The sequence below is a fragment of the Pseudomonas sp. GW822-FHT02G04 genome (assembly GCF_058802085.1).
The window spans coordinates 220,738-245,644 of sequence record NZ_JBXANU010000001.1; the positions used below are offsets into that span (position 1 = coordinate 220,738).

General features: G+C 61.2%; 16 protein-coding genes and 2 pseudogenes. 11 read left to right on the forward strand and 7 right to left on the reverse strand.

Annotated features, from left to right (window positions below; translation table 11 throughout):
* Positions 1–68: 68 nt before the first annotated feature.
* From AC1RO5_RS01090 to AC1RO5_RS01130, 9 genes and pseudogenes are all read left to right on the forward strand, one after another.
* Complete coding sequence (locus tag AC1RO5_RS01090) at positions 69–956, forward strand: Dyp-type peroxidase (protein WP_493171974.1); 888 nt, start codon at positions 69–71, stop codon at positions 954–956.
* 16 nt (positions 957–972) lie between these two features.
* Entirely contained in the window at positions 973–1,944 is a 972-nt protein-coding gene (locus AC1RO5_RS01095) for a Gfo/Idh/MocA family protein (protein ID WP_493171976.1), read from the forward strand.
* A gap of 148 nt (positions 1,945–2,092) precedes the next feature.
* A pseudogene (locus AC1RO5_RS01100) lies at positions 2,093–2,376 on the forward strand (HEAT repeat domain-containing protein); the annotation flags it as partial.
* 66 nt (positions 2,377–2,442) lie between these two features.
* Entirely contained in the window at positions 2,443–3,060 is a 618-nt protein-coding gene (lexA, locus tag AC1RO5_RS01105; RefSeq protein WP_007941781.1) for a transcriptional repressor LexA, read from the forward strand.
* Complete coding sequence (gene imuA / locus AC1RO5_RS01110; RefSeq protein WP_205887918.1) at positions 3,060–3,677, forward strand: translesion DNA synthesis-associated protein ImuA; 618 nt, start codon at positions 3,060–3,062, stop codon at positions 3,675–3,677. The genes lexA and imuA overlap by 1 nt, the downstream gene beginning before the upstream one ends.
* Positions 3,678–3,684: 7 nt before the next feature.
* Positions 3,685–5,100: a Y-family DNA polymerase gene (locus tag AC1RO5_RS01115; protein WP_493171979.1), complete on the forward strand. Its 1,416-nt coding sequence runs from the start codon at positions 3,685–3,687 to the stop codon at positions 5,098–5,100.
* The gene (locus AC1RO5_RS01120) at positions 5,076–8,174 is read left to right on the forward strand and encodes an error-prone DNA polymerase (RefSeq protein ID WP_493171981.1); all 3,099 of its coding nucleotides are present in this window, start codon (positions 5,076–5,078) and stop codon (positions 8,172–8,174) included. The genes AC1RO5_RS01115 and AC1RO5_RS01120 overlap by 25 nt, the downstream gene beginning before the upstream one ends.
* 208 nt (positions 8,175–8,382) lie before the next feature.
* A complete protein-coding gene (locus AC1RO5_RS01125; RefSeq protein ID WP_493171983.1) occupies positions 8,383–10,494 on the forward strand; it encodes a hybrid sensor histidine kinase/response regulator in 2,112 nt (703 codons plus the stop codon).
* A gap of 176 nt (positions 10,495–10,670) precedes the next feature.
* Complete coding sequence (locus AC1RO5_RS01130; RefSeq protein WP_493171985.1) at positions 10,671–10,913, forward strand: hypothetical protein; 243 nt, start codon at positions 10,671–10,673, stop codon at positions 10,911–10,913.
* 135 nt (positions 10,914–11,048) lie between these two features.
* Here AC1RO5_RS01130 and AC1RO5_RS01135 read toward each other — a convergent pair whose 3' ends face one another.
* The 7 genes from AC1RO5_RS01135 to AC1RO5_RS01165 all read right to left on the reverse strand — a co-directional run bounded on the left by AC1RO5_RS01135 (position 11,049) and on the right by AC1RO5_RS01165 (position 19,636).
* Complete coding sequence (locus AC1RO5_RS01135) at positions 11,049–12,137, reverse strand: SMP-30/gluconolactonase/LRE family protein (protein ID WP_493171986.1); 1,089 nt, start codon at positions 12,135–12,137, stop codon at positions 11,049–11,051.
* A complete protein-coding gene (locus tag AC1RO5_RS01140; protein ID WP_493171989.1) occupies positions 12,134–13,279 on the reverse strand; it encodes an SRPBCC family protein in 1,146 nt (381 codons plus the stop codon). The genes AC1RO5_RS01135 and AC1RO5_RS01140 overlap by 4 nt, the downstream gene beginning before the upstream one ends.
* Before the next feature lie 114 nt (positions 13,280–13,393).
* Positions 13,394–14,257, reverse strand: a complete 864-nt coding sequence (locus tag AC1RO5_RS01145) for a LysR family transcriptional regulator (protein WP_493171991.1) — start codon at positions 14,255–14,257, stop codon at positions 13,394–13,396.
* A 219-nt stretch (positions 14,258–14,476) separates the two neighbouring features.
* Positions 14,477–16,195 carry a hydrogenase maturation protein gene (locus tag AC1RO5_RS01150; RefSeq protein WP_493171993.1) on the reverse strand — a complete coding sequence of 573 codons (1,719 nt, stop codon included), beginning with the start codon at positions 16,193–16,195 and terminating at the stop codon, positions 14,477–14,479.
* A 198-nt stretch (positions 16,196–16,393) separates the two neighbouring features.
* A complete protein-coding gene (locus tag AC1RO5_RS01155) occupies positions 16,394–18,241 on the reverse strand; it encodes an amidohydrolase (protein WP_493172422.1) in 1,848 nt (615 codons plus the stop codon).
* A 305-nt stretch (positions 18,242–18,546) separates the two neighbouring features.
* The gene (locus AC1RO5_RS01160; protein WP_038982927.1) at positions 18,547–18,861 is read right to left on the reverse strand and encodes an SCP2 sterol-binding domain-containing protein; all 315 of its coding nucleotides are present in this window, start codon (positions 18,859–18,861) and stop codon (positions 18,547–18,549) included.
* Positions 18,862–18,925: 64 nt separating this feature from the next.
* Positions 18,926–19,636 carry a histidine phosphatase family protein gene (locus AC1RO5_RS01165; protein ID WP_493171995.1) on the reverse strand — a complete coding sequence of 237 codons (711 nt, stop codon included), beginning with the start codon at positions 19,634–19,636 and terminating at the stop codon, positions 18,926–18,928.
* A 191-nt stretch (positions 19,637–19,827) separates the two neighbouring features.
* On the opposite strand from AC1RO5_RS01165, the gene sohB reads away from it, so the two are divergent.
* Entirely contained in the window at positions 19,828–20,850 is a 1,023-nt protein-coding gene (gene sohB, locus AC1RO5_RS01170; RefSeq protein WP_493171997.1) for a protease SohB, read from the forward strand.
* 198 nt (positions 20,851–21,048) lie between these two features.
* Positions 21,049–24,896: pseudogene (locus AC1RO5_RS01175) on the forward strand (dermonecrotic toxin domain-containing protein).
* Positions 24,897–24,907 lie beyond the last annotated feature (11 nt).

Consider the following 24,907-nt stretch of genomic DNA (forward strand, 5'->3'; position numbering starts at 1 on the left):
TTTGTCCTTGAAAGCACACAAGTAATGATCCCCCGGTTAAACTTCACGCTCTTTCTAAAGGAGTTCATATGAGTTACTACCAGCCGGGCATTCTCGCCACCCCAGTTCCGCCTCAAGCTCGTCATATGTTCTTCGCCCTCGAATCCGCCGAGGCACTGCCGGCAGCGCTGGATAACCTGATGCGCCTGGTGGACGGGAAGTCGGCGGTGGTCGGTTTCGGTGAGTCCCTGGTCAAGGCGCTGCACACGCAGATCGACGGCTTGCGCGCCTTTCCTGCGCTGGTTGGTGTCGGCGTCGACAACCCGTCGACCCAACACGCGCTCTGGTGCTGGCTGCACGGTGTTGACCGTGGCGAATTGCTCAATCGCAGCCACGCGATCGAAGCCGCGCTGGCACCGGCCCTGCGTCTGGTGCAGATGAACGAAACCTTCCGCCACATGACCGGTAACGACCTGACCGGTTACGAAGACGGAACCGAAAACCCTCATGATGAGGCCGCTGTAGCCGCCGCGCTGCTGAGCGAGGGCGCTGAGGGGCTGGTCGGTGGCAGCTTCGCCGCGATCCAGCAATGGCAGCATGACTTGAAAGGCTTCCGCGCGATGCCGTCCCATGAGCAGGACAACATCATGGGGCGGCGCCTGAGCGACAACGAAGAACTCGACGATGCGCCAATCTCTGCCCACGTCAAACGCACCGCCCAGGAAAGCTTCGCACCTGAAGCCTTCGTGGTCCGTCGCTCGATGCCGTGGATCGAAGGCGATCGCGCCGGCCTGATGTTCCTGGCGTTCGGTTTTTCCCTCGATGCATTCGAAGCCCAGCTGCGGCGCATGAGCGGTCTGGAAGACGGCATCACCGACGGTTTGTACCGCATCAGCCGACCGATCACTGGCGGCTACTACTGGTGCCCGCCGCTCAAGGACGGTCGCCTCGACCTGCGCGCATTGCGCGTTGGCTAAATAGCGGGGAGTGACGATGAACGTGGTGCGCTGGGGCATGATTGGGTGTGGCAGTGTGGCCGAGCGCAAGAGCGGGCCGGCCTTCTACAAGGCTCCCGGCTCGGCGCTGGTGGCGGTGATGGGGCGGCGTCTGGAGGCGGTGACCGATTACGGCGCGCGCCACGGCATTGCCCGGGTCTACACCGACGCCGACGCTCTGATCAATGATCCCGAAGTGGACGCGGTGTACATCGCCACGCCACCCGATAGCCATCACGCTTACAGCCTGCAAGTGGCCGCCGCCGGCAAACATTGCTGCGTCGAAAAACCGATGTCGCTGAATGCCGGGCAAAGCCGTGAGATGCAAAAGGTCTTTGCCAATGCGGGATTGCACCTGTTCGTTGCCTACTACCGACGTTCATTGCCGCGTTTCCAGCAAGTGCGGCAATGGCTGGCCGAGGGGCGGATCGGCGACGTCCGGCACCTGAGCTGGACGCTGACCAAAGCGCCTTCGCCGAACGATCTTGGTGGCACAGACAACTGGCGCACCGACCCGGCGATTGCCGGCGGCGGTTACTTCGCCGACCTCGCCAGTCATGGCTTCGACCTGTTTCAGTACCTGCTGGGCGACATCGTCGAGGTCGCCGGTTTCACCGCGCACCAGGCTGGCCTTTACGCTGCTGAGGACGCCGTCAGCGCCAGTTGGCGCTTTGCGTCCGGGGCGTTGGGCATGGGCTGCTGGAGCTTCGTGGCGGACCGTCGCGAGGACCGGGTCGAGTTGATCGGCAGTCAAGGCCGGATCAGCTTTTCGGTGTTCGACGAACACCCGGTGCAGCTTGAGGCCGATGAACACCTCAACCTGCACATCGAGCATCACGAACACATCCAGTGGCACCACGTGCTGGGCATGAACGCCCACATCCGTGGCGAAGCGCAACACCCGGCGGTGGCCGAGCAGGCGTTGAAAACCGATTGGGTGATGGACCAGATCCTCAAGCGCACCTGCTGATCTGCTTTTGTGGCGAGGGAGCTTGCTCCCGCTGGGGCGCGAAGCGGACCCATTACTGTGCGGCCGAATTTCATCAGACACACCGCGTGCACATTTTTTTACGACTGCTGCGCAGCCGAGCGGGAGCAAGCTCCCTCGCCACAAAGTTTCCTTGGGCAAAGTCGGACACGCCGACGCAGGTTCAGCCCTGGTCGAAGCCTTGAGCGACGATTACTGGCAAGTCCGCCTGCGCGCCACCCGAAGCCTTTGCCGTTTGCGCTACGCTCCGGCCTTCGAAGATTGATCGAAGCCCTCGGCCACCGCATCAGCAATTTGCGCAAGGCAGCCACCCTGGCCCTCGGCGAATTGAACGATAAAGATGCCATCCCGCCATTGCAGGCGACGCAAGACGACGGCGACACGGAAGTGCGCAAAGTCGTGTGCATCGCCTAACTTTTCTGCCCCCGTCGGGTTGAGCTGACTGGCGGTCCTTGCCAGGAAAAAGCCGAAAGAGTACAAATGTACTCCATGACGACTTTAACTCCCCGCCGTACCGCCATCCTGACCTTCATCCGCGATCGCATCGCCGAACACGGTCAGCCCCCGAGCCTCGCTGAAATCAGCGAGGCCTTCGGTTTCGCCTCCCGCAGCGTGGCGCGCAAGCACGTGCTGGCGCTGACCGAGGCGGGTTTCATCGAGGTCAATCCGCATCAGGCGCGCGGCATCCGCTTGTTGAACCAGCCGCCGCGGCCCGAGCTGCTGGACGTTCCGGTACTGGGCCGCGTGGCGGCCGGTGCGCCGATCGGTGCCGATGCCGAGGTCCACAGCCGTTTGTTGCTCGATCCGTCGATCTTCTCGCGGGTGCCGGATTACCTGCTGCGGGTCCAAGGCGATTCGATGATCGAGGACGGCATTCTCGACGGCGATCTGGTGGGCGTGCGGCGCAATCCTGAAGCGCTCAACGGGCAGATCGTGGTGGCGCGGCTCGACGGCGAAGTCACCATCAAGCGTTTCGAACGGGTCGGCGATGCCGTTCGCCTGTTGCCGCGCAATCCGGCCTACCAGCCGATCATTGTTCGAGCCGATCAGGAGCTGGCCATCGAAGGCGTGTTCTGTGGTCTGGTGAGGCAAGGGTGATGGGCGCCGTCGTTGCGCTGGATACGCTGTTCAATGGCGGCCAGGTCTGGAAGGGCCGGCCTGCGCCACCGACCGTCAGCCCGCAACCCACGGGGCATGCGGCGCTGGATGCGGCGTTGCCGAGCGGTGGCTGGCCGGAAGCGGCGCTGAGCGAAATCCTCCTGGCCGGGCAGGGCGTGGGTGAGTTGCAACTGGTGTGGCCGACGCTGGCACGGCTGTCGGCGGCGGGCGAGCGCATCGTGCTGGTGGCGCCGCCTTACGTGCCGTATCCCCAGGCCTGGCAGAACGCCGGGGTCGATCTGCGCCAGTTGTCGATCATCCAGGCCAGCGAGCGCGATGCGCTGTGGGCGGCGGAACAATGCCTGCGTTCGGGCAGTTGCGGGGCGGTGTTGTGCTGGCCGCACAAGGCCGATGACCGGGCGTTGCGACGTTTGCAGGTGGCGGCCGAAACCGGGCAGACCCTGGCGTTCGCCTATCGCTCGCTCAGTGAAGCCATCAACCCGTCGCCAGCGGCCCTGCGCATCGCCATCGACGCCAAGCCTGCTCAGTTGCGGGTGCTCAAGTGCCGGGGCGGGCTGGCCCGTTCGGCGCCGATTGCCTTTGCCGTGGGGCATTGAGGTTGCCATGCGCTGGGTGTGCATTGTCTTTCCGCAATTGGCGCTGGACGCGGTACTGCGTCAGCGCCCCGACCCCGATGAGCCGTTGGCGCTGCTGACCGGCCCGGCCCAGCGGCGGGTGCTGCAGGCGGTCAACGGTGCGGCACGGGCGCTGGGTTTGCGACCCGGTCAGTCGATGACGGCCGCACAGGCCCTGAGCAAAGGGTTCGTCACCGCCGAATACGATGCCGCCGAGATCGAACACTGGCAGCAGTTCCTGGCCGCCTGGGCCTATCGGTTCAGCTCGCAGGTCAGCGTGCATTACCCGCGCGCCGTGGTGTTTGAAATCGAATCCAGCCTGGGCTTGTTCGGGCCCTGGCCGCAGTTTGAGGCGCGGCTGCGCGCCGAGCTCGCTGAGCTGGGGTTTCGCCATCGGATTGTCGCCGCGCCCAACCCGGTGGCGGCGCGGGTGCTGGCCAACGTTTATGACGGTCTGGTGGTGCCGGACAATGACGCCTTGCAGCATCACTTGGGGCAACTGCCCGTCGACCGGATCGCCCTGGAGCCCAGCGTTGCCACGGCGTTATCGCGCATGGGGCTGCGCACCTTGAGTCAGGTGCAGGCGTTGCCCCGGCATAGCCTGGCCCGGCGTTTCGAGGCCCAGGTGCTCAAGCATCTGGACAGCCTGTTCGGTGAGCGGCGGCTGGCGCTGGCGTTTTACCTGCCGCCGGACCGTTTCGATGTGCGTATCGAGCTCAACTTCGATGTGCAATCCCATCAGGCGTTGCTGTTTCCTTTAAGACGATTGACCGGCGATCTGTCGGCGTTCCTCTGCGGCCGGGACAGCGGCGTGCAACGTTTCGACCTGCACCTGGAACACGCCGGCTTGCCGGACACCGTGATCAAGGTCGGCCTGCTCAGCGCCGAGCGCGATCCGGCGATGCTGTTCGAACTGGCCCGGGGGCGGTTGGAGCAGGTTCAGGTCGAGGCGCCGGTGCGCGGTTTTCGTCTGCGCGCCGAAGACTTGCCGGCCTTCGTTCCCCAGTATCAGGAACTGTTCGACGACCGTCCGCAGCAATCCTTGCCCTGGGAGCAACTGCGTGAACGCTTGCGCGCACGGCTGGGGGATGACGCGGTGCAGGGCTTGCGGTTCCAGGCCGATCACCGGCCGGAATGCGCGTGGCAGACCACTGTCGACAGTCAGGCCTGCGGGGGGCTGCCTGGGGTGCAACGTCCGGGCTGGTTGCTGACTGAACCGCAGGCGGTACACGAAAGCTCGACGCGCATCCTCATGGGGCCGGAGCGCATCGAGTCCGGCTGGTGGGACGGCGGCGACGTGCGCCGCGATTACTACCTGATCGAAACCCGTTCCGGGCAGCAGGGCTGGGCCTATCGGGCGGTGGGTGAAGACGGTCCGTTGTGGCTGCAAGGCTGGTTCGCATGAGCGTCGACTATGCCGAGCTGCACTGCCTGTCGAACTTCAGTTTTCAGCGCGGTGCTTCCAGTGCGCTTGAGCTTTTTCAACGGGCGAAAAAGCAGGGCTATCAAGCGCTGGCAATCACCGACGAATGCACCCTCGCGGGTATCGTCCGTGCCTGGCAGGCGGCCAAGACCGTGGAGCTGCCGCTGATCATCGGCAGCGAAATGCGCATTGAAGGCGGCCCGAAACTGGTGCTGTTGGTGGAAAACCTCGAGGGTTACCAAACCCTGTGCCGACTGATCACCCGCGCCAGGCGCCGCACGCAGAAAGGCCAGTATCAGGTGCTGCGGGAGGATTTCAGCGAGCCGTTGCCGGGGCTGTTGGCGTTGTGGGTGCCGGACGCCATCGATGACTTTGCGCAGGGCCACTGGCTGAAGCAGACCTTCGCCGAGCGCCTGTGGCTGAGCGTTCAGTTACATCGCGGGCAGGACGACACTCGACGACTGGCGGCGCTGCTGACCCTGGCACGGGAGCTGCGAATCCCGGCGGTGGCCAGCGGCGATGTGCACATGCACACCCGTGGCCGGCGCGCCTTGCAAGACACCATGACCGCGATCCGCCATCACCTGCCGGTGGCCGAGGCCGGGTTGCGTCTGCACCCCAACGGCGAACGGCATTTGCGCAGCCTCGACGACTTGCGCGATCTCTACCCGCAGACGCTGCTCGACGAGACGCTGAACATCGCCCGGCGCTGTACTTTCGACCTCGGTCAGTTGCGTTATCAATATCCCCGGGAGCTGGTGCCCGAGGGGCACACGGCCACGTCCTGGCTGCGGGCGTTGGCAGAGAAGGGTATTCGATGGCGCTGGGAAAAAAGCCCCAAGGCCGAGGTGTTGGCGCAGATCGACAAGGAACTGGAGCTGATTGCCGAGCTGGGGTACGAGAGTTATTTCCTCACGGTTCACGACATTGTGAATTTCGCCCGCCAGCAACACATCCTCTGTCAGGGGCGCGGTTCTGCCGCCAACTCGGCGGTGTGCTTTGTGCTGGGGATCACGGAGATCGACCCGGATCGCAGCACACTGCTGTTCGAGCGTTTTCTCTCCAGGGAGCGCAACGAACCGCCGGACATCGACGTGGATTTCGAGCACGAGCGGCGCGAAGAAGTCCTGCAGTATGTGTTTCAGCGTTATGGCCGGGCTCGTGCGGCGCTGACGGCGGTGGTCAGCACTTACCACGGTGCCGGCGCAATCCGCGACGTGGCCAAGGCGTTGGGTTTGCCGCCGGATCAGGTCAACGCCCTGGCCGACTGTTGCGGCCACTGGAGTGATCAGGCGCCGCCCGTCGAGCGTCTGCGTGAAGGGGGCTTCGATCCCGACAGCCCGGTATTGCGCCGAGTGCTGAGCCTGACCCAGCAGTTGATCGGTTTTCCCCGGCATCTGTCCCAGCACCCTGGCGGTTTCGTGATTTCCGAACAGCCTCTGGACAGCCTGGTACCGGTGGAAAACGCCGCCATGGCTGAGCGCACCATCATCCAGTGGGACAAGGACGATCTGGATGCGGTCGGGCTGCTCAAGGTCGATATTCTGGCGCTGGGCATGCTCAGCGCTATTCGCCGTTGTTTCGATCTGCTGCGTCGGCACCGGGGCCGTGACCTGAGCCTGGCGACGGTGCCGGCCGAAGACCCGCAAACCTACGAGATGATTGGCCATGCGGACACCATCGGGGTGTTCCAGATCGAGTCCCGGGCACAGATGTCGATGTTGCCCAGGCTCAAGCCCAAGAACTTCTACGATCTGGTGATCGAGGTGGCGATCGTTCGTCCGGGGCCGATTCAGGGCGGGATGGTGCATCCCTATCTGCGGCGGCGTAAGGGTGAGGAAGAGGTGAAATACCCGTCGAAAGAACTTGAAGCGGTGCTCAAGCGTACGTTGGGCGTGCCGCTGTTCCAGGAACAGGTGATGCAGATTGCGATTGTCGCCGCCGACTACAGCCCCGGCGAGGCCGATCAATTGCGCCGCTCCATGGCGGCCTGGAAACGCCATGGCGGACTGGAGCCACACAAGGAGCGTCTGGCGGACGGAATGAAGAAAAACGGCTACACGGCGGAGTTCGCCGCGCAGATCTTCGAGCAGATCAAAGGCTTCGGCGATTACGGTTTTCCTGAATCCCACGCCGCCAGTTTCGCCTTGCTGACCTACGCCAGTTGCTGGTTGAAATGCCACGAGCCGGCGGCTTTCGCCTGTGCGCTGATCAACAGCTGGCCCATGGGTTTCTACAGCCCGGACCAGATTCTCCAGGACGCCCGCCGCCATCATTTGCAGATTCGCCCGGTAGACGTGCGGGCCAGCGACTGGGATTGCAGCCTGGAACCGATCACCGGCGCGCAGCCGGCGATTCGCATGGGGCTGCGGATGATCAAGGGCTTTCGCGAAGACGATGCCCGGCGCATCGAGATGGCAAGGTCGAAAGGGGCATTTGCCGACATCGCCGACCTCGGCGAACGGGCACGACTCGATGCCCGTGCCCAGGAACAACTGGCCGATGCCGGTGCTCTGCGCGGGCTGGCCGGTGATCGGCATCGGGCGCGCTGGGAGGTGGCGGGGGTGCAGAAGCAGCTCGGTTTGTTTGCCGGTCTGCCGAGTCAGGAAGAGCCAGCGGTGGATCTGCCCAAACCTACTGTGGGCGAAGACTTGCAAGCCGATTACGCCAGTGTCGGCACCACCCTCGGCCCGCATCCGCTGGCGTTGCTGCGGGGGGAACTCAAGGCCCGGCGCTGTCGCAGCTCCAGGGAATTGCTGATGGTCGAGCATGGGCGTCCGGTCAGCGTCGCCGGGCTGGTCACCGGCCGGCAGCGTCCGGGAACCGCCAGCGGTGTGACCTTCGTGACGCTTGAAGACGAGTTCGGCAACGTCAACGTGGTGGTCTGGCGCGACCTGGCCGAACGGCAACGGCAGGTATTGGTCGGTTCGCAATTGCTCAAGATCGATGGGCGCTGGGAAAAGGTGGGCGAGGTGCGGCACCTGATTGCCGGACGCTTGAGCGACCTGAGTTCATTGCTCGACGGTATCCATGTGCGCAGCCGGGATTTCCGCTGAGTCCATGGCCACATGCTTTCCCGTAAGAGCCTTCGGCTGCTCCTACAGAAGCAATCACGTTCGCCGAAATACGGTTGCGATAGAGTCCGGTCGAGAATCAGCTATACCTATGAAACCATTGGCGTCGGCGATGCTCGAAAACAAACGGGCACGCACAGTCTCCTCGCACTGCCCGAAGACATGTCATTCACAAGACATAGGCCAGTCGATGCAGTTTCTAGACAATAGCCACGGATGTACCGGCTGGAGCGGCGAAATGGCCGAACGCATCCGTGCGTTCGACTGGAGCCTGACCGAACTCGGTCGCATCGACACCTGGCCCGGGAGCCTGTGCAGCGCGGTGCAGTTATTGCTCGCTTCACCGCTGCCGATGGTGATGCTGTGGGGCCGCCCCGGTTACATGATCTATAACGACGCCTACTCAAGATTAGCCGGTGGCCGCCATCCTTACCTGCTGGGCTCCCCGGTGGAGCTGGGTTGGCCGGAGGTCGCCGAATTCAATCGGCATGTGGTGGACACCTGCCTTGCGGGCGGCACCTTGTCCTATCACAACAAAGCACTGGTGTTGCTGCGCGACGGCGTTCCCGAAAACGTCTGGATGGACCTTTACTACAGCCCGGTCGCCAATGATGACGGGTGTCCCGCCGGGGTCATGGCGATGGTGGTTGAAACCACTGACCATGTGATTTCCGAACGCCGACGCCAGGAAGCCGAAAACGCCTACCGTGCCGACAATGAAAGGGTTCGCCTGGCCCTCAATGCCGGGGCTTTGCTCGGCTCGTTTGTCTGGGACATCAAGGCTGATGTGCTATCGGGCGACGAGCGATTCGCCCGCACGTTTTCCTATCCCCCAGGCCAGGACCTGGCCAACCTGCCACCGGCCATCGCCCAAATACAGATTCATCCCGATGATCGCAGCTGGGTCCGGGAGCGGATGAATCAGTCGGTGGAAACCGGCGTGCCCTATAACGCCGAATATCGGGTTCTGCGTCCCGATGGCAGTTACCTGTGGGTGCTCGCCAGCGGGTGTTGCGAGTTCAATGAGCAAGGTGAAGCGTTGCGCTTTCCCGGGGTGTTGATCGACATCCACGAACGCAAGATTGTCGAAGAGTCTTTGCTCAAGTTCACTCGCAACCTGGAGCAACGAGTCGCTGAAGAAGTCGAGGCGCGGCTGGCGGCCGAAGAGCAGTTGCGTCAATCACAGAAGCTCGAAGCCATCGGCGGTCTCACCGGCGGGGTGGCCCATGACTTCAACAACCTGTTACAGGTGATCGCCGGCAACCTGCACTTGCTGGCGCGTCACGAGCCGGACAACGCCAACGTGCAGCGCCGGGTCGGCGCCTCGATTGCAGCGGTCGAACGCGGGGCCAAATTGTCTTCGCAATTGCTCGCCTTTGCCCGTCGTCAGCCCTTGTCGCCGGCCGTATGCGATCCGCGGCAGATCTTCGAAGACCTCGGGGAATTATTGCAGCGAGCGCTGGGAGAGACGATCCAGATCAAGGTGTCCGCGCCTGACGACCCATGGCACCTCTACGTGGACCGCAATCAACTGGAAAACGCCATTCTCAACCTCACGATCAACGCCCGGGATGCCATGAAAGGCGAGGGGACCATTGCCCTGAGCGCCGAGAACATCGTCCTCGACCGCAAGTTTTGCGCCGGCAAGGGGATCGTCGCTGGCGATTATGTCTGCGTGACGGTGGCTGACTCGGGCGTCGGCATGCCGCCGCAAGTGCTTGCACAGGCCTTCGAACCGTTTTTCACCACTAAGGCCGACGGCCAGGGCACCGGCCTGGGGTTAAGCATGGTGTTCGGTTTCGTCAAACAGAGCGGCGGGCATATCGAGATCGCAAGCATCGTCGGGCAAGGCACCCGGGTGCGGCTGTATTTCCCTCGCAGCTTGCGCCCGTTGCCTGATGAAACAACGCGCCATGCTCCGCAGCACCGGGGCGGGCATGAAACCATTCTGGTGGTCGAGGACAACGAAGCGGTGCGCAGTTCGGCCGTGGACTTGTTGCGTGAAGAGGGTTATCAGGTCCTGACCGCAGCCAACGGTGACCTGGCGATGCAGATGTTGCTGGACGGCGTGGCGGTGGACCTGATTTTCACCGACGTGGTCATGCCCGGCTTGATCAAAAGCCCGGACCTGGCCGCCTGGGCCAAGGTGCAGAACCCTCCGGTGGCGGTGCTGTTTACCTCCGGCCACACCCGGGACATTATTTCGCGCAATCACCAACTCAGCTCCGACACTTATCTGTTGAGTAAACCTTATGGTCCTGAAGCGCTGACACGCATGGTTCGCACGGTGCTAGGTGGTTGATTCAAGGGGGGCTTTCCAGGAGCTCGGGCAAGGGGGATATCGCGTTTGCGACAGGACGACGAACGGACACCGCTGGTCTGATAGACGGTCGACAGAACCGGGTAAGCGAGGCCATTCTGATAGTTGGCGAACGCCATCGATCACGTTTGCCACCGATTAACAAACGGAGGTGTTCCATGCCGGTGACCCATAACCTTTATCAGGACTTGCGCTGCACGAAGGAAGAGATCCAGCAAAAACGCACCAAGGATCCGTTATTGGATTCACTGCTCAACAAGTACTCCCAGGCGGACGCAGAGGTGGTGAAGGCCGAGTCCGCACAATCGGATGCTCCCAGCGATGAGGCACTGAAGAAGCTCAAGGAGAAGCGCGTGCAGGTAAAGAATAAGATCGTTGAGCGACTTCAGACGCCGTCCTGAGACGCTGTGCAGAATCACCGACCACCGGTGACTGAACAATTGGAACGGGGATCAATACGAGATCTGCGTTGATTCAAAATCAAAAGATCGTCCGAACGGGGCCCGAGCCTTCGGACGATCTTTTGGCTACACCCTCTATTTCAATGCTGCACTCAACGGCAACCGCGCCATGTGCCGCGCTTTCAGCGACCCCAGATACAACCAGTCCCCATACTCGCGCACGGTGGTGATGGGGGAGTAGTTGCCGCTGCTGGCGTCCTGCAGATTGGCAATCACTTTGCCGTCGAGGTCCAGGCCCAGGACGAAAGCGCGTTTCTCCAGGGGTTTGGGCAGGATAGTCATGGCCCGCACGATCATTTTGCGTACCAGAGGGTAGGGTGCGGTGGTGTCGAGCAGTGCAGTGCGCGGTGCATACAGCGCCACCCAGAAACGGTCGCGGCCATTGAATGCCAGGTTGTCCGGCAGCCCGGGCAAATTGTCGATGAACAGATCGTGGGTGCCGGCTTTCGGCCCGGTCAGCCAATAGCGGCTGATGCGATAGGCGCCGGTTTCATTGACCAGCACAAACGCGTCGTCAGGTCCCAGGGTCACGCCGTTGGCGAACTCCAGTTTGTCCAGCAGGACAGCCGTATTGCCGGTCTGGAAGTTATAACGCAGCAAACGGCCGTCGCCACCGTGCTCGATGATCGCCTCGCCGTCTTTGCCGTAGCCCCAACGGCTGGAGGAGTCGCTGAAATAAGCGTAATGCCCGGGCTTGTCGATAGCCACGTCATTGGTAAAACCGAAGGGCAGGTTGTTGGCCGTGGTGGTCAATGGAATCAACCGGCCCTGAGTGTCGAGCGACAGCAAACCTTTGACCCCGTCGGCGATCACCAACAAACCATTGGGGTGCCGCGCCAGGCCCAGCGGCCTGCCGCCGGTATCGGCCAGCACCTGGGTGGTTTTGCCGTCGAGGCTGGTGCGAATCAACCGGCCATCATGCAGGCCGGTGATAAGGACGTCTTTCTCCAGCAGCAACGCCTCAGGGCCGTCGATGTCAGCAGCACCGACACGTTTCACGCCTTTGAGTCGCTGATTGTCGGCGTAGATGCCATCGACGAGGGAGGGCGCCGTTGGCGGTGTCCAGGCTACCGGTTGAACCTTGGTCGGCAATAAAAACAGCAAGGCGCTGATCACGATGATCAGCAGCAGCAACCAATGCCAAAACTTGAGGGGTCTTTTCATGCGCTGACTCCTGCCAGGGCCAGATGTTTTTGCGCCATCTCGCGTAACGCCAGCATCGACTCCGCCGATTCGCGCTCGATGCGCCGCTTGAGCAACAGGCGATTGGCAATGCGCATTGCCAGGCCGCTGAAGCTGTATTCCAGAGTGCGGACAAACCGCGTGCCCTCGCTCTCAACCTCACACTCGTAAGTCACCACCAACGACAGACCATGATCGCCCCGGGCCCGAGCCCTCCAGCGGCGTCCGGGCAGGTATTCGTCGACTTCCCAGCTCAAATGCCCCTCACGCCCGCCGGCCCGAATGTCTTCCTCGAACCGTGCTCCGGCATACAACGGCCCGCTCTGCCCGTCGACCTGGAGGGAGGACGGATGCCACTGCGGCCAATGGGTCGCGGTGCTGGCGTAGGCGAGCACGGCCCCCGGGTTTCCAGCGATGTCGATCACATGCTGCATACGGGTGATGGGCGTTCTCGTCGGGTGCGGGAGCGCTTGCTCCGGTTCCCAGTAGAGGGTGCCGAACAGGTAGTCCATCAGGGGCAACACGATATTGAAATTGCGCTCCTGCATCAGCTCACGACGGTGATGCAGCTCATGCAGACGGCGCATCTGGCGGATCCACGGCAAACGCGTCACCGGGTTGCCGGGCGGTAGATGTTCGCAGGCATGGAACACCTCATAGGTCAGGTAACCGAGCACCATGCAGCCGCCAAACAGCCCCGCGACGTTGCTATTGAGCTGAGCCAGCAGCCACCAGACAGGCCCCGTGATGACGAGGGTGTGCAGCACGATCAGCCAGGCAGGAAACAGAATCACCCGCCAGTCCCGGGCACTGTCACAGGTCATGTGGCCGGGGGTGAAAAAGCTGTGATGGTCACCGGCGTGACGGGCGTAGAACATCCGCGCCAGGCTCTTTTTGTGGTGCCCCAGATGCCGATGCACGACGTACACGCCGAAGTTGAAAAACAACAGGGTCAGCGGCACCGCCAGCCATTCCAGCGGTTGCACCTGATGCACCGTGCTCCAGAACCCGCCGATGGCCAGCAACCCGAACAGCAACACAAAGGCACCGTGCAACCAAGGGTTGTAGAGCGGATGAATGTCGGCACGGTAGCGCGCACGGAACGCTTCGGTGGTCTGCCTCACTGAGTTCACCTGTGGTTATTGTTATAACCAGCAGATTAGCCGATCCCGCCGCACAGGCAGGCCGAACCTTGAGGACACAAGCGCCATGCTCCGGTGCAAGACGCCCGTTTGGCGTCAGGTCAGCGGGTTCCAGCGTTGGGACCAGTCGTCGTCCGTTTTGATCACTTCCCGCAGCAGGTCGAACGCCCGTTGCAGAGTCGTCGAGTCGCGGTCCCGGGAGTAAACCAGATAGGTCGGGTAGCTGAACTCCGGAGCTTTGGGCACCTGTTCCAGCAAGCCGTTTTCCAGGTAACTCTGGACCACCCGAGTGCGGAAGTAGCCGCTGCCGCCGTTTTCCAGGATGTATTGCAAGGCCAGCGGCCCGAGGTTGAAGCTCAAGGCTGCCTTGGCTTTTTCCGGCAGTGCCGCATCGTGCTGGCGACGGAAGTCCGGTCCCCAGTCGATATACACGTAAGGATCGGGCTTGCCGGCCAGGCGTACCAGGATCAGTTTTTCTTCCAGCACCTGCTCGACTTGCAGGCGTGGCCAGTATTCGGGCTGATAGACCAGCGCCGCATCCAGCACCCCTAATTCCAGTTGGCGCAGCAGGTTTTCGCCGTCGCGGATTTCCATGCGCAGGGCATGGCTGGGAATCTTCTCGCGCAGTTCCCCGGCCCAACTGAGCATCAACGGGTTGCACAGGCTGACCTCGCCACCGATGTGCAGCACGTCGCGGTAGCCCTCGGGCAACGGCAAGTCCCGGCGTGCGGCTTCCCAGGTTTGCACCAGTTGATTGGCGTAAACCACAAAGGCCTCGCCGTTCGGCGTCAGGCGCGCACCGGCGCGGTTGCGCACGAACAGCGTGCTGCCCAACTGACTTTCGAGCTTCTGCACCCGGGCGGTGATCGCGGTCTGGGTGACGTGCAGCTTTTCAGCCGCCGCGGCCAGGCTGCCGTGGCGGACGATTTCCAGAAAGGTGCGGGCGAGGTCGATGTCCATGGGCAGGCCGATGTGGGAGGTGCGGGCATTGTAAGAGCAGCCATGGTCTTCCGATACCATCTGTGGCGAGGGAGCTTGCTCCCGCTGGGGCGCGAAGCGGCCCCAAACCTGTTTCAGATGCATCTCATCGGATGGTTTACGGCTGCTGCGCAGCCGGACGGGAGCAAGCTCCCTCGCCACAGATTTCACTGCCCGACCTGATCACCTCGTGCCAAACAATCAGTCCGCTAACTCAATCTCCTTCACCACCGCCCAATCGGCCACCAACCACTGCGGTGTGCCACACGCCTTGCGCTTAAGCACAAAATTTCTGCACTTCTCGGCGAACTGTTTACGGTTTTGCACCATGTCCTGGTGCATTTCTTCCAGCTCGGCATTGCGGCAGTGCTGCATCAATTGAGTATCGAACCGGTTTTTACGCTCACGCACCGCCTGGTACGCCGGATCACTCAACACTCCATTGGCGCGCTGCAACAGCCACAGGCCAAACTCGTCCGGACAACGCGGGCCGATTTCCTGGACCATGCCTAACTGCAAGGCCTGGACGGCGCTGATCGGCAGACAGTCTTCGGTGAGTTTTTCCGCCATCGCCGGGCCGACCGCGCGGGGCAGGCTGTAGGTCCAGTATTCGGAGCCATACAGGCCCATGGTTTTGTAATGGGGATTGAGCACGATCTCGGAGCGGGCGAAGACGATGTCGGCAGCCAGCGCCAGCATCACGCCACCAGCCCCGGCATTGCCGGTCAGGCCGCTGACCACCAGTTGCCGGGCGCTGAGCAGTTCCTGGCAGACGTCGTCGATCGCCTGAATATTGGCCCAGGCTTCCAGCCCCGGAACTGCTGCCGCCTGGATCACGTTGAGGTGTACGCCATTGGAGAAACTGCCACGCCCACCCTTGATCAGCAGCACTTGGGTGTTCCGGGACTTGGCCCAGCGCAGGGCCTCCACCAGTCGCTGGCACTGCTCGGTGCTCATGGCGCCGTTGTAAAACTCGAAGGTCAGCTCGCCGACATGCCCCGACTCGCGATAGCGGATCGGTTGATAGCTTTCGTTGTTAAACGGCTGAGAGGCGATCGACCAATCAAGGGTCGGGACTTGCGCAAGCTGTTCGGCGAGCACATGTCGGGCCGGACGCTTGAAGGTTTCCTCGCCGGGCTGGGGTTTGCGTCGCAGCGAGCCGATCCACAGGCTGTGATCGCCGGTCGCGACCAGCACCGCATCGTCGTGCACCGCGAGAATCTCTCCCGGCGTGCCGCTGCGCGAATCCAGATGGGCGTCATACAGATAATACTGACCGCCGGCCAGGCTGGCCAATACGCCGGGCTGACCGTCGGCGGCGTCGATGCTGCGTTTGATGAAGTGTGTGCTGTCGTGCCAGCTGAAGATCCGGTCGGCTTGCTTCATGTTCGGCTGTAAACGGCCAATCACATGGCGTTGGCTGTAGTCCAAAGGCACTGGGTCGAAACCGTCGATAAACTTTTCCACGACTTCGCGGATGCAGGCGATTGCCGCGTCGCTGACGCGCCCGTTGTACAACTCGGATTTGCGCAGACCCTGGGGCAGGTTGAATTCACAGGTGGCCCAGACCGGCCCGGCGTCCATTTCCTCCACCGCTTGCAACGCGGTCACGCCCCAACGGCTGAGTTCACGGGTGATCGCCCAGTCCAGCGCACTGGCGCCACGGTCGCCGACGATGCCCGGATGAATGATCACCACAGGGCGCTTGAGGTTGCTCCACAGTTGCTGCGGTACCCGGTCCTTGAGAAACGGGCATATCACCAGGTCGGCGCCGGAGTGTTCGATCTGCTCGCACACCGTGTCTTCATCGGTGAACAGCACCACGCTGGGCGAGTGGCCGGCCTGACGCAAATCCAGCCAGGCCCGCTGGGTCAGGCCGTTGAACGCCGATGCCAGCAGAATGATCTTCAATGACCGCATGATTGACTCTTCCTTGAGAATGATCGGCCGCAGGCTCCCGATGAGCCGTCCTTGGCTTTCGATGGAAGAGCGATAGTAGAGAGTGCGGAGGAGAGAACAACTGATCGAGATCAAGCTTGTGTCAGCGAGTGTTGCAGAGGCTAAAAATCAAAAGATCGTCCGAAGGCTCGGGCCGCGTTCGGACGATCTTTTCTCTTTTCAAAACGCAAAACACGAACAGCCAAACGCCCCCCAGAACCCTTGAAAGTCACTGACCGGCGCCGACGACAACCGCGCCCGTTCATGGCTGTGGGCATGCACCGCGCAAGCGCCCACACACTGGTGTACTTGCGCCGTCAGCGGTGCCAGGGGTTTCCAGTGCCCGGGTACATTCACCACCGGCGACCACTCAGGCACCACCGGGATTGGCGGTGGCCCCAGTTTTTCGAACTCGACGCTACCGTGGACGATCTTGCCGTCGACAATGGTCAGCACCGACTCGATCCACTTGATGGCTTCGTCTTCGATGTGAAAGTAGTCTGCCGACAGCGCAATCAGGTCCGCCAGTTGCCCAACCTTGATCTGGCCTTTCTTGCCTTGTTCGGAGGAGAACCAGGCGCTGCCGTGGGTGAACAGTTCCAGCGCTGTATCGCGGCTCAAGCCTTGTGGGTAGAGCGCCAGCCCACCGACGGTACGGCCGCTGACCAGCCAGTACAGCGATGTCCAGGGGTTGTAGCTGGAGACGCGCGTGGCATCGGTGCCGGCGCCCACTGGAACGCCCTCGGCGAGCATGCGCGCGATCGGTGGTGTCGCTTCGGCCGCCTTCGCGCCGTAACGGTCGACGAAATATTCGCCCTGGAACGCCATGCGGTCCTGAATGGCGATACCGCCGCCCAGGGCCTTTACCCGTTCGATGTTGCGGGGGGTGATGGTTTCGGCGTGATCGAAGAACCACGGCAAACCGTTGAACGGAATATCGCGGTTGACCTTCTCGAACACGTCGAGCATGCGGCTGATGGATTCGTTGTAGGTGGCGTGCAGGCGGAAGGGCCAGCGCTGTTCCACCAAATGCCGCACCACCGGTTCCAGTTCCTGCTCCATGGTTTGCGGCAGGTCGGGGCGTGGCTCGAGGAAGTCTTCGAAATCCGCTGCCGAGAACACCAGCATTTCCCCGGCGCCGTTGTGCCGCAGGAAGTCATCGCCCTGGCCGTAATGGGAAGTGCTGGTCCAGTTTTTGAAGTCGGTCAGTTCTTCCTTGGGTTTCTGGGTGAACAGATTGTAGGCAATGCGCACCGTGAGCTGCTGGTCTTTGGCGAGTTGCTGGATGACTTGATAGTCGTCCGGGTAATTCTGATAACCACCGCCGGCATCGATGGCGCTGGTGACGCCCAGTCGATTGAGTTCGCGCATGAACTGGCGGGTCGAGTTGACCTGATACTCCAGCGGCAGCTTCGGCCCTTTGGCCAGGGTCGAGTAGAGGATCATCGCGTTCGGGCGGGCGATCAGCATGCCGGTGGGGTCGCCATTGGCATCGCGCTGGATCTCGCCGCCCGGCGGGTTCGGCGTGTCACGGGTGTAGCCGACCACTTTCAGCGCGGCGCGGTTGAGCAGGGCGCGGTCATAGAGGTGCAAGACGAACACCGGAGTGTCCGGCGCGGCTTTGTTCAGTTCTTCAAGGGTCGGCATGCGTTTTTCGGCAAACTGGAACTCGTTCCAGCCACCGACCACCCGCACCCATTGCGGCGTGGGGGTGCGATCGGCCTGATCCTTGAGCATGCGCAAGGCATCGGCCAGGGACGGCACGCCTTCCCAGCGCAGTTCGAGGTTGTAATTGAGGCCGCCACGAATCAGGTGCAGATGGGAGTCGTTGAGGCCGGGAATCACCGTGCGCCCATGCAGGTCAACGATTTGCGTGCCGGGGCCTTGCAGGGCCATGGCCTGGGCATCGCTGCCGACCACCACAAAGCGCCCGTCCTTGATCGCGACGGCACTGGCCTGGGGTTTCTTGCGGTCGACGGTGTGCAGGCGTCCGTTGTACAGAATCAGGTCGGCGGGGGTATCGGGCATGGTTTTACTCCCTGCGGTTAGCGGACTGATCCAGGCACCGATGGCGCCTGCCGAAAGACCTTGCAGTACACGGCGGCGACTGAAGTCATTGTGCTCGTCAGGTGGGCTCATGGCAGTGCTCTCCACACAGTTCTTCACAAAAGAAGCGAGGGCAAACAGCCGATGTCTGACGCATGCGGCCAGAAGGAATATAGTCGGCATATCCACAGATAGCCGTTTTCAGAGGGCGAAAAACGACGAATCCCGCCACAAGGGGCGGGATTCGTATGCAGCCAGAGAGGCTCCCGAGAGCGGGAGCCGTCGTCTTAGCTTGGGAACAGCTCGGACAGTTTCATGGCCAGCATCATGTCGCCTTCAGCGCGCAGTTTGCCGCCCATGAACGCTTGCATGCCGTCGGTCGAACCGTCGACGATGCCTTCCAGGGTTTCGCCGTCCATCACCAGAGTCACTTGGGCGTCCGGGTTTTCGCCTTCTTGCAGCTCGCAGGTGCCGTCTTTGACGATCAGCGAGAAGTTCTTGGTGTCGTCGATGCGGAAACCGAATACCAGGTCCAGACCGGCAGCAGCGGCTGGGTTGAACTTGGCTTTCATTGCTTGTACGGCATCAGCTACGGAGGTCATGGTTCGATCCTTTCTTGGGTAATAAGAGCTGGGTGATTACAGCCAGGGTCACAATAGTCCGGAATCAGCGAAACGTGATGAGTTCTGGGGCCTTCAGCAGTTGCAGGTGCGTATGACTATTGAAGGAAGCCAGGGCCACCTCGCGACCACGAAACTTGAGCAGGTTGAGCGAGGTGTTGACGATTTGCCAGTTCAGCTCAAAGGCCTGCCGGGCAGGCATTTGCGTAATAAGGTGGAGCAGGGCAGTGATGGTGCCGCCGGAGGTGAACACGGCGATTTTCTGGGTGTTGTCGGCGTTTTCGAGCAGCCGCTGCAGGCCAGCCTGAACACGTTCGACGAAGCCCAGCCAGCTTTCCAGGCCTGGTGTGTCAAAGGTGCCGGCGAGCCAGCGCTCGATGATCAGGGCGAAAATGCGTTGGAACTCGGCACGGTTTTGCGCGGCGTTGCGCAGGATCTCCAGCGCCTCGGGCTCGTCTTCCAGCATGGCCGGCAGCAGGGCACGGATCACCGCGTCGGCGTCGAATTCGTTGAAAGCGCAATCGATTTCCAGTGTCGGTACCGGCAAGCCCACGGCGGCGAGCTGTTCCAGCGCGCTGGTGGCCGTATGTTGCTGACGGCGCAGGTCGCCCGACAGACAGCGATCGAAGCTGACACCGAGTTCGGCCAGGTGCCGGCCGAGGACTTCTGCCTGGCGAATACCGGTCGGCGACAGAACGTCATAGTCGTCTGCACCAAAGGAGGCCTGGCCATGTCGAATCAAGTAGATGCTGCCCACGTCCGCGTCATCCCGGTACGTTGAAGGTTTGGCGAGGTTATGAGGATGGCGGTGAGCTGTCAATGAAAAAACATACGCTTGTTTGAAATGCCCGTTACAGGCCTGCTGCTAGTGGTCGCCGGGCCGGCTCATGGGTATGCTGGAGGTATCCCGCGCGTGTTTATGCCGCGCATCGTGTTGAAGGAGTCCCTGTGGAGCTTTTGTCCGAGTACGCCATTTTTCTGGCCAAGACTGTGACCCTGGTGATCGCCATTCTGGTGGTCCTGGCCAGTTTTGCGGCGTTGCGCAGCAAAGGTCGGCGCAAGTCGCACGGCCAGTTGCAAGTCAGCAAACTCAATGATTTCTACAAAGGGCTGCGCGAACGCCTGGAGCAAACCTTGCTCGACAAGGATCAGCTCAAGGCCTTGCGCAAATCCCAGGCTAAAACCGAGAAAAAGCAAAAGAAGAAACCTGAGGCCAAGCCGCGGGTGTTCGTGCTGGATTTCGACGGCGACATCAAGGCGTCGGCCACTGAAAGCCTGCGCCATGAAATCACTGCGCTGCTGACCCTCGCCACGCCAAAGGATGAAGTGGTGCTGCGCCTGGAAAGCGGCGGAGGCATGGTTCACAGTTATGGCCTGGCGTCTTCGCAACTGGCGCGCATTCGCGAGGCCGGCGTGCCGTTGACCGTGTGCATCGACAAGGTTGCAGCCAGTGGCGGCTACATGATGGCGTGCATCGGCGAGAAGATAATCAGCTCGCCGTTCGCAATTCTCGGTTCGATCGGCGTGGTGGCACAGTTGCCCAACGTCAATCGCCTGCTGAAAAAGCACGACATCGACTTCGAAGTGCTGACGGCCGGCGAGTACAAGCGCACCCTGACAGTGTTTGGTGAAAACACCGAGAAGGGCCGGGAGAAATTCCAGGAAGAGCTGGATATCACCCATCAACTGTTCAAAAACTTCGTTTCCCGCTATCGCCCGCAACTGGCTATCGACGAAGTGGCCACCGGTGAAATCTGGCTGGGCGTCTCGGCCCTGGACAAGCGACTGGTGGATGAACTCAAGACCAGTGATGAATACCTCGCCGAACGGGCCAAACAGTCTGAGCTCTATCATTTGCATTACGCCGAACGCAAAACTCTGCAGGAGCGCATCGGCATGGCGGCCAGCGGTTCGATCGATCGCGTATTGCTGAACTGGTGGAGCCGGTTGACCCAGCAACGCTTCTGGTAAAAAACCTCAAGGACCTTGTTGCTGGCACACAGTGACAAGGCAGGCGAAACCGGGCTATGCCCGGTTTCGTCGTTTTGGGCGGTTCTTTTCTGTCTGTATCGGAGAATTTTCCTCGCGGTTTCGGGGACCTTTCCGGCTTCCCACCCATTGATGCAGGTTTACTGTAGACGTCCTCGACTGACTGCAATGGACTGCACCATGAGTGACTCAACACTTAACCAGATGAACCACCAGGAACCGCCCCCGGCTCCGGGGATGCGCGACGAACTGCGAGCGGTCGTCGACACTGCACGGACGCAAACACCCGGCCAGTTTGGCGCGGATCTGTTCAAGGAAAAGTGGGGGATGACATCGATCCGCAAACCGCGCTGCTGGCCACCCTCGACTACGACTACAAAGGGCATCCGGCGCAGAGCGGCGTTCATCAAGGCCAAGTGGCCAATTCCCGGACCTTGCTGCAGGCGCTTCTCGGCGATTACCAGAGGGTGGGGGACGGACGCTTCGGCGAAACCGGCTTTGGTTTGTACACCCCGCCCGACATCGGCCCGGACATACGTATCGTCGAACATGTCGACGAGCTCGCTGATCGCGGCAGCGGCAACCATCAGACCTATGAAGGGATCTATCGCCGAACCGTTCCACAGACCTATGGGCCACTCACACAAATTCCCCTGAGACCCGACGACTTCAAGCAATGGGTCTGGACGCTGGAACTCAAGGATTTGTACCAGGCCTATCTTGGACGGACATGGCCCTCGGATGAGGCGATCATGGCCGCCAGCTCCTATCCCTTGAGAACTTCGGTCAAGGCCGCGTTTGTCATGAGTGCCTGGTTGCAACGTCATGAAAGCAGCTTGAGTCAAAAGGGCCTGGAGCTGGCCCTGCAGGTGGCAGGACTGCCCCCGCATCAAGCCTGGGACACGCTGACCCTCACGCAATTGCAGGCATCGACCCCATTGCCTTCCTCGATCATGGCCGGACGCCTTGAGCTGTATCGCTACACGGCGACGGATATCTGGACCTGGCGCGAACGCTCCGGCTCGAGGATTTTGTTATACATCCCCGGCAATTCATCACCCTTGCATGAGTTTGCCGACACCGCACATTTGCAACGCTGGATCGTGCTGCAGGGCAAGGGCGATGACACGAAGCGGGCACTGGCGAGCCACTTTGCCGAGGCGGATCGCGAAGATGGCACTCTCCACGCCGGCGTGGTAACGGCATTGGAAGGCATGGTGATCTACCCGAAAAAACACAGGCTGACTAAAACTGCCGGCCTGTTCAACGATGACGGCTACTGGGACCCAGCCGACTACGTTGGTTTCGAGCCGCCTGATACAACCATCGATCCTTACGCCCAACTGGTGCTGACGATGAAGCGCACAGCTCAGGCCAGCGTTGACAGCATTCGTGACGACGCGCAGGTCAACCGGGATAACTTGAATGCATTCGTCGAACCGATCGTGCAATGGATCAACCGTTTCGGCCCGTTGGCGCTGTTTGTTCCGGGAGGCGAGGGGATATTGGCGCTGGCCGGGCTTATTGACGCGGGTTACGGCTTGGATCAGGTGGTGAACGGTAAAACATCGAACGAACGGTCGGAAGGCGTCACGCGCACCGTTTTTGGTTTGCTCAATGCGCTGCCGATCGCAGCGGAGGTGGCGCTAAAGGGTGAAACGGCCGTCGTCCGTCCGGCAGAGGAGGGTGTGAGGCCTGTATCGGAAGCAGCCGTTGCCCCAACGCCAGAACTTTCGAGCGCCGCGCCGGCGACCCGGGTCGAACTGATCCGCGGAATCGGCCCGTCTGTGGCGTCTTTCAGCGATGAAGTGCTGGCACAGATTGGCGAGGTCTGCGCGATCGACGACGATATGCTGCGGTTGATGCAGACGGGGCGTTCACCGACGCCTCTTTTGGCTGACACGATCAGCCGCTTCAAAATCGATCAGGATCTTGGGCCCGCCGGCACGACCGAGCAGTTCAACAGCCGTTACGCAGCGCTGCAATACTCGGAGCATGAATGGGTCCGGCTCTTTCAGCGCGAATATCCGGGGCTGCCGAAAAGTGTCGTGGAACAAATGTTGGATCGCTATGGCGTTGACCTCCGGCTGGCGCCTGATGTTACCGAGGCGAGGCAAGTGTTCGCGCGCCTGGACAGCAAGGCACGGCAATACCAGCAGCATGTGCGGCTCAATCGAGCCTATGAAGGTCTTTATTTTCGCTCGATGGTGAACCCGGAGTCGGACACGCTGGCCTTGCACTCGCTCAAAAATCTCCCTGGCTGGCCGAAAAACCTTCGGATCGATGTACTCGATCGTGCCGCCATCGGACGGGTGCTGGACCGCAGCGGTCCACTCGATTCAACAGATGTTCGGGGGCTGATCAAGAGCGCCGATCACTACCTGCACCAAGGCGTGGAAACCGACTTCTACCAAGCGCTCATAGGCGTGTTGTCAGAAGACGAGCGTTCGGCGTTGCAGGTAGTGGCGCTTGATCCGGCCAGTGCATTGCGGCTGAAAATCAGTGCACAGGCTTTGCCCCGAGCGGAACTCAGGCTCGGGCTCGGAAGAATGGACGCCGGGCTTCCCTTCGACGCCCAGGGACTCAGAGGTGGCGGCTTTCCGGCAACCCACCAGGCCGAGGCGCTGACGCAGCAGATGATGAGGCTGCAACTCAAAGAGATCTACCCAGACTTCACCGATGCCCAGGCTGATGCGCTCCTTCAACGTGAAGGCGTAAACGCACAGGCGCACATTGAGTGGCTGAAGCAACAGCTGCAGCAACTCGACACCGACCTGACCGCCTGGGTAGATCAGGTGGCGGATGACATTCATGACATGGCTATCGATTTCCTGGCCCCGAATGATCCCGAAGCAGCGGGATTGAGCGCTGCACAAATCCAGGCACATAACGTGCAGCTGTTGCAGACTGAAATGCAACAGGAGCGAGCGATTCGAAATGAGTTGGCCGAGGAGCTGGTCTCCATCTGGCAACAACGCAGGACGCCGCAGGATCTGTTACTGCCTGCTGATCAGATACGCGGTGTCAGGCTTGATCTCGACTTTGAGGATTACCACCGGTTACCCGTATTGAATGTCCGGCTCAACAATGTTCTCGAATTATCAATGCGTAGCTTCCACTTGACCGAACAGGAAAGCCTGAACGGATTTCTTGAGAGTTTTCCAAATCTTGAAGTCCTGAACCTGGAAAATGTCGATCTGAGTCACTTCAACACCAGCGACGAAGCTGGACGCGCATTACCTCATGCGATCAACCAGCTGCGGCAGCTCACTACGCTGAACCTGAGGTCGACAAGTCTGACTTTCAGTCAGAGCAGCGCTTCACAGCTGACTGATCTGACGCGCTTGCAAACGCTGGACCTGAGCAACAATCCGCTGGATGTCCCTCCTTTGGTGCTGGGAATGAACGATTTGCGCCGGCTCAACTTGAGTAACACAAGGATCAGCACATGCCCTGTTGGCGTCATGGAGCAGCCTTACCTGACGACCCTGGACTTGCGCAATAACCGGATCACCCGGGTTCCGCAGGGGGTTCTGAACCAGGCCATCGCCAGGGATCGTGTGATGCTGCAGGGCAATCCGTTGACGGACGAGGACACCTTGTTGCGCCTTGTCGATCATCGACGGCGAACGGGGATCAACCTGTGGTTAAGCGAGCCTGGAGCCAACTACGGGAATGTCATCGAGTGGTTGCGTGAAGGCGATGAAGGGCTGCAAGAGGCGCGACAATTAATCTGGCAGAGGCTTGCAGTCAGGCCCCTTGGCAGCAGGTTCTTGAGAATTATGGATGGCATGAGCCTGACGGCGGACTTTCGGGTCGACTACCTGGCGCTACAGGCGAGAGTGTGGCGGCTGCTCGGGGATGCCGATGCTTCAGAAGCGTTGTGGACACAGTTGGTTCAGGATATCGGAGGGGCTGAGGCTGATCCTGAAAACCCGTTTGTGCTGTTCACGGCACTTGAGGATCGTGCCCGGTTTTATCGGGACTGGGAGGCCATGGGACGACCATTTCCGATAGTCACGCAGTAAGGGAAAAACCT

Bases quoted from the DNA above. Each gene is read 5' to 3' on its own strand.
- AC1RO5_RS01090 (WP_493171974.1), top strand. From the start codon at position 69: ATGAGTTACTACCAGCCGGGCATTCTCGCCACCCCAGTTCCGCCTCAA.
- AC1RO5_RS01095 (WP_493171976.1), top strand. From the start codon at position 973: ATGAACGTGGTGCGCTGGGGCATGATTGGGTGTGGCAGTGTGGCCGAG.
- lexA (WP_007941781.1), top strand. From the start codon at position 2,443: ATGTACTCCATGACGACTTTAACTCCCCGCCGTACCGCCATCCTGACC.
- imuA (WP_205887918.1), top strand. From the start codon at position 3,060: ATGGGCGCCGTCGTTGCGCTGGATACGCTGTTCAATGGCGGCCAGGTC.
- AC1RO5_RS01115 (WP_493171979.1), top strand. From the start codon at position 3,685: ATGCGCTGGGTGTGCATTGTCTTTCCGCAATTGGCGCTGGACGCGGTA.
- AC1RO5_RS01125 (WP_493171983.1), top strand. From the start codon at position 8,383: ATGCAGTTTCTAGACAATAGCCACGGATGTACCGGCTGGAGCGGCGAA.
- AC1RO5_RS01130 (WP_493171985.1), top strand. From the start codon at position 10,671: ATGCCGGTGACCCATAACCTTTATCAGGACTTGCGCTGCACGAAGGAA.
- AC1RO5_RS01135 (WP_493171986.1), bottom strand. From the start codon at position 12,137: ATGAAAAGACCCCTCAAGTTTTGGCATTGGTTGCTGCTGCTGATCATC.
- AC1RO5_RS01145 (WP_493171991.1), bottom strand. From the start codon at position 14,257: ATGGACATCGACCTCGCCCGCACCTTTCTGGAAATCGTCCGCCACGGC.
- AC1RO5_RS01150 (WP_493171993.1), bottom strand. From the start codon at position 16,195: ATGCGGTCATTGAAGATCATTCTGCTGGCATCGGCGTTCAACGGCCTG.
- AC1RO5_RS01155 (WP_493172422.1), bottom strand. From the start codon at position 18,241: ATGCCCGATACCCCCGCCGACCTGATTCTGTACAACGGACGCCTGCAC.
- AC1RO5_RS01160 (WP_038982927.1), bottom strand. From the start codon at position 18,861: ATGACCTCCGTAGCTGATGCCGTACAAGCAATGAAAGCCAAGTTCAAC.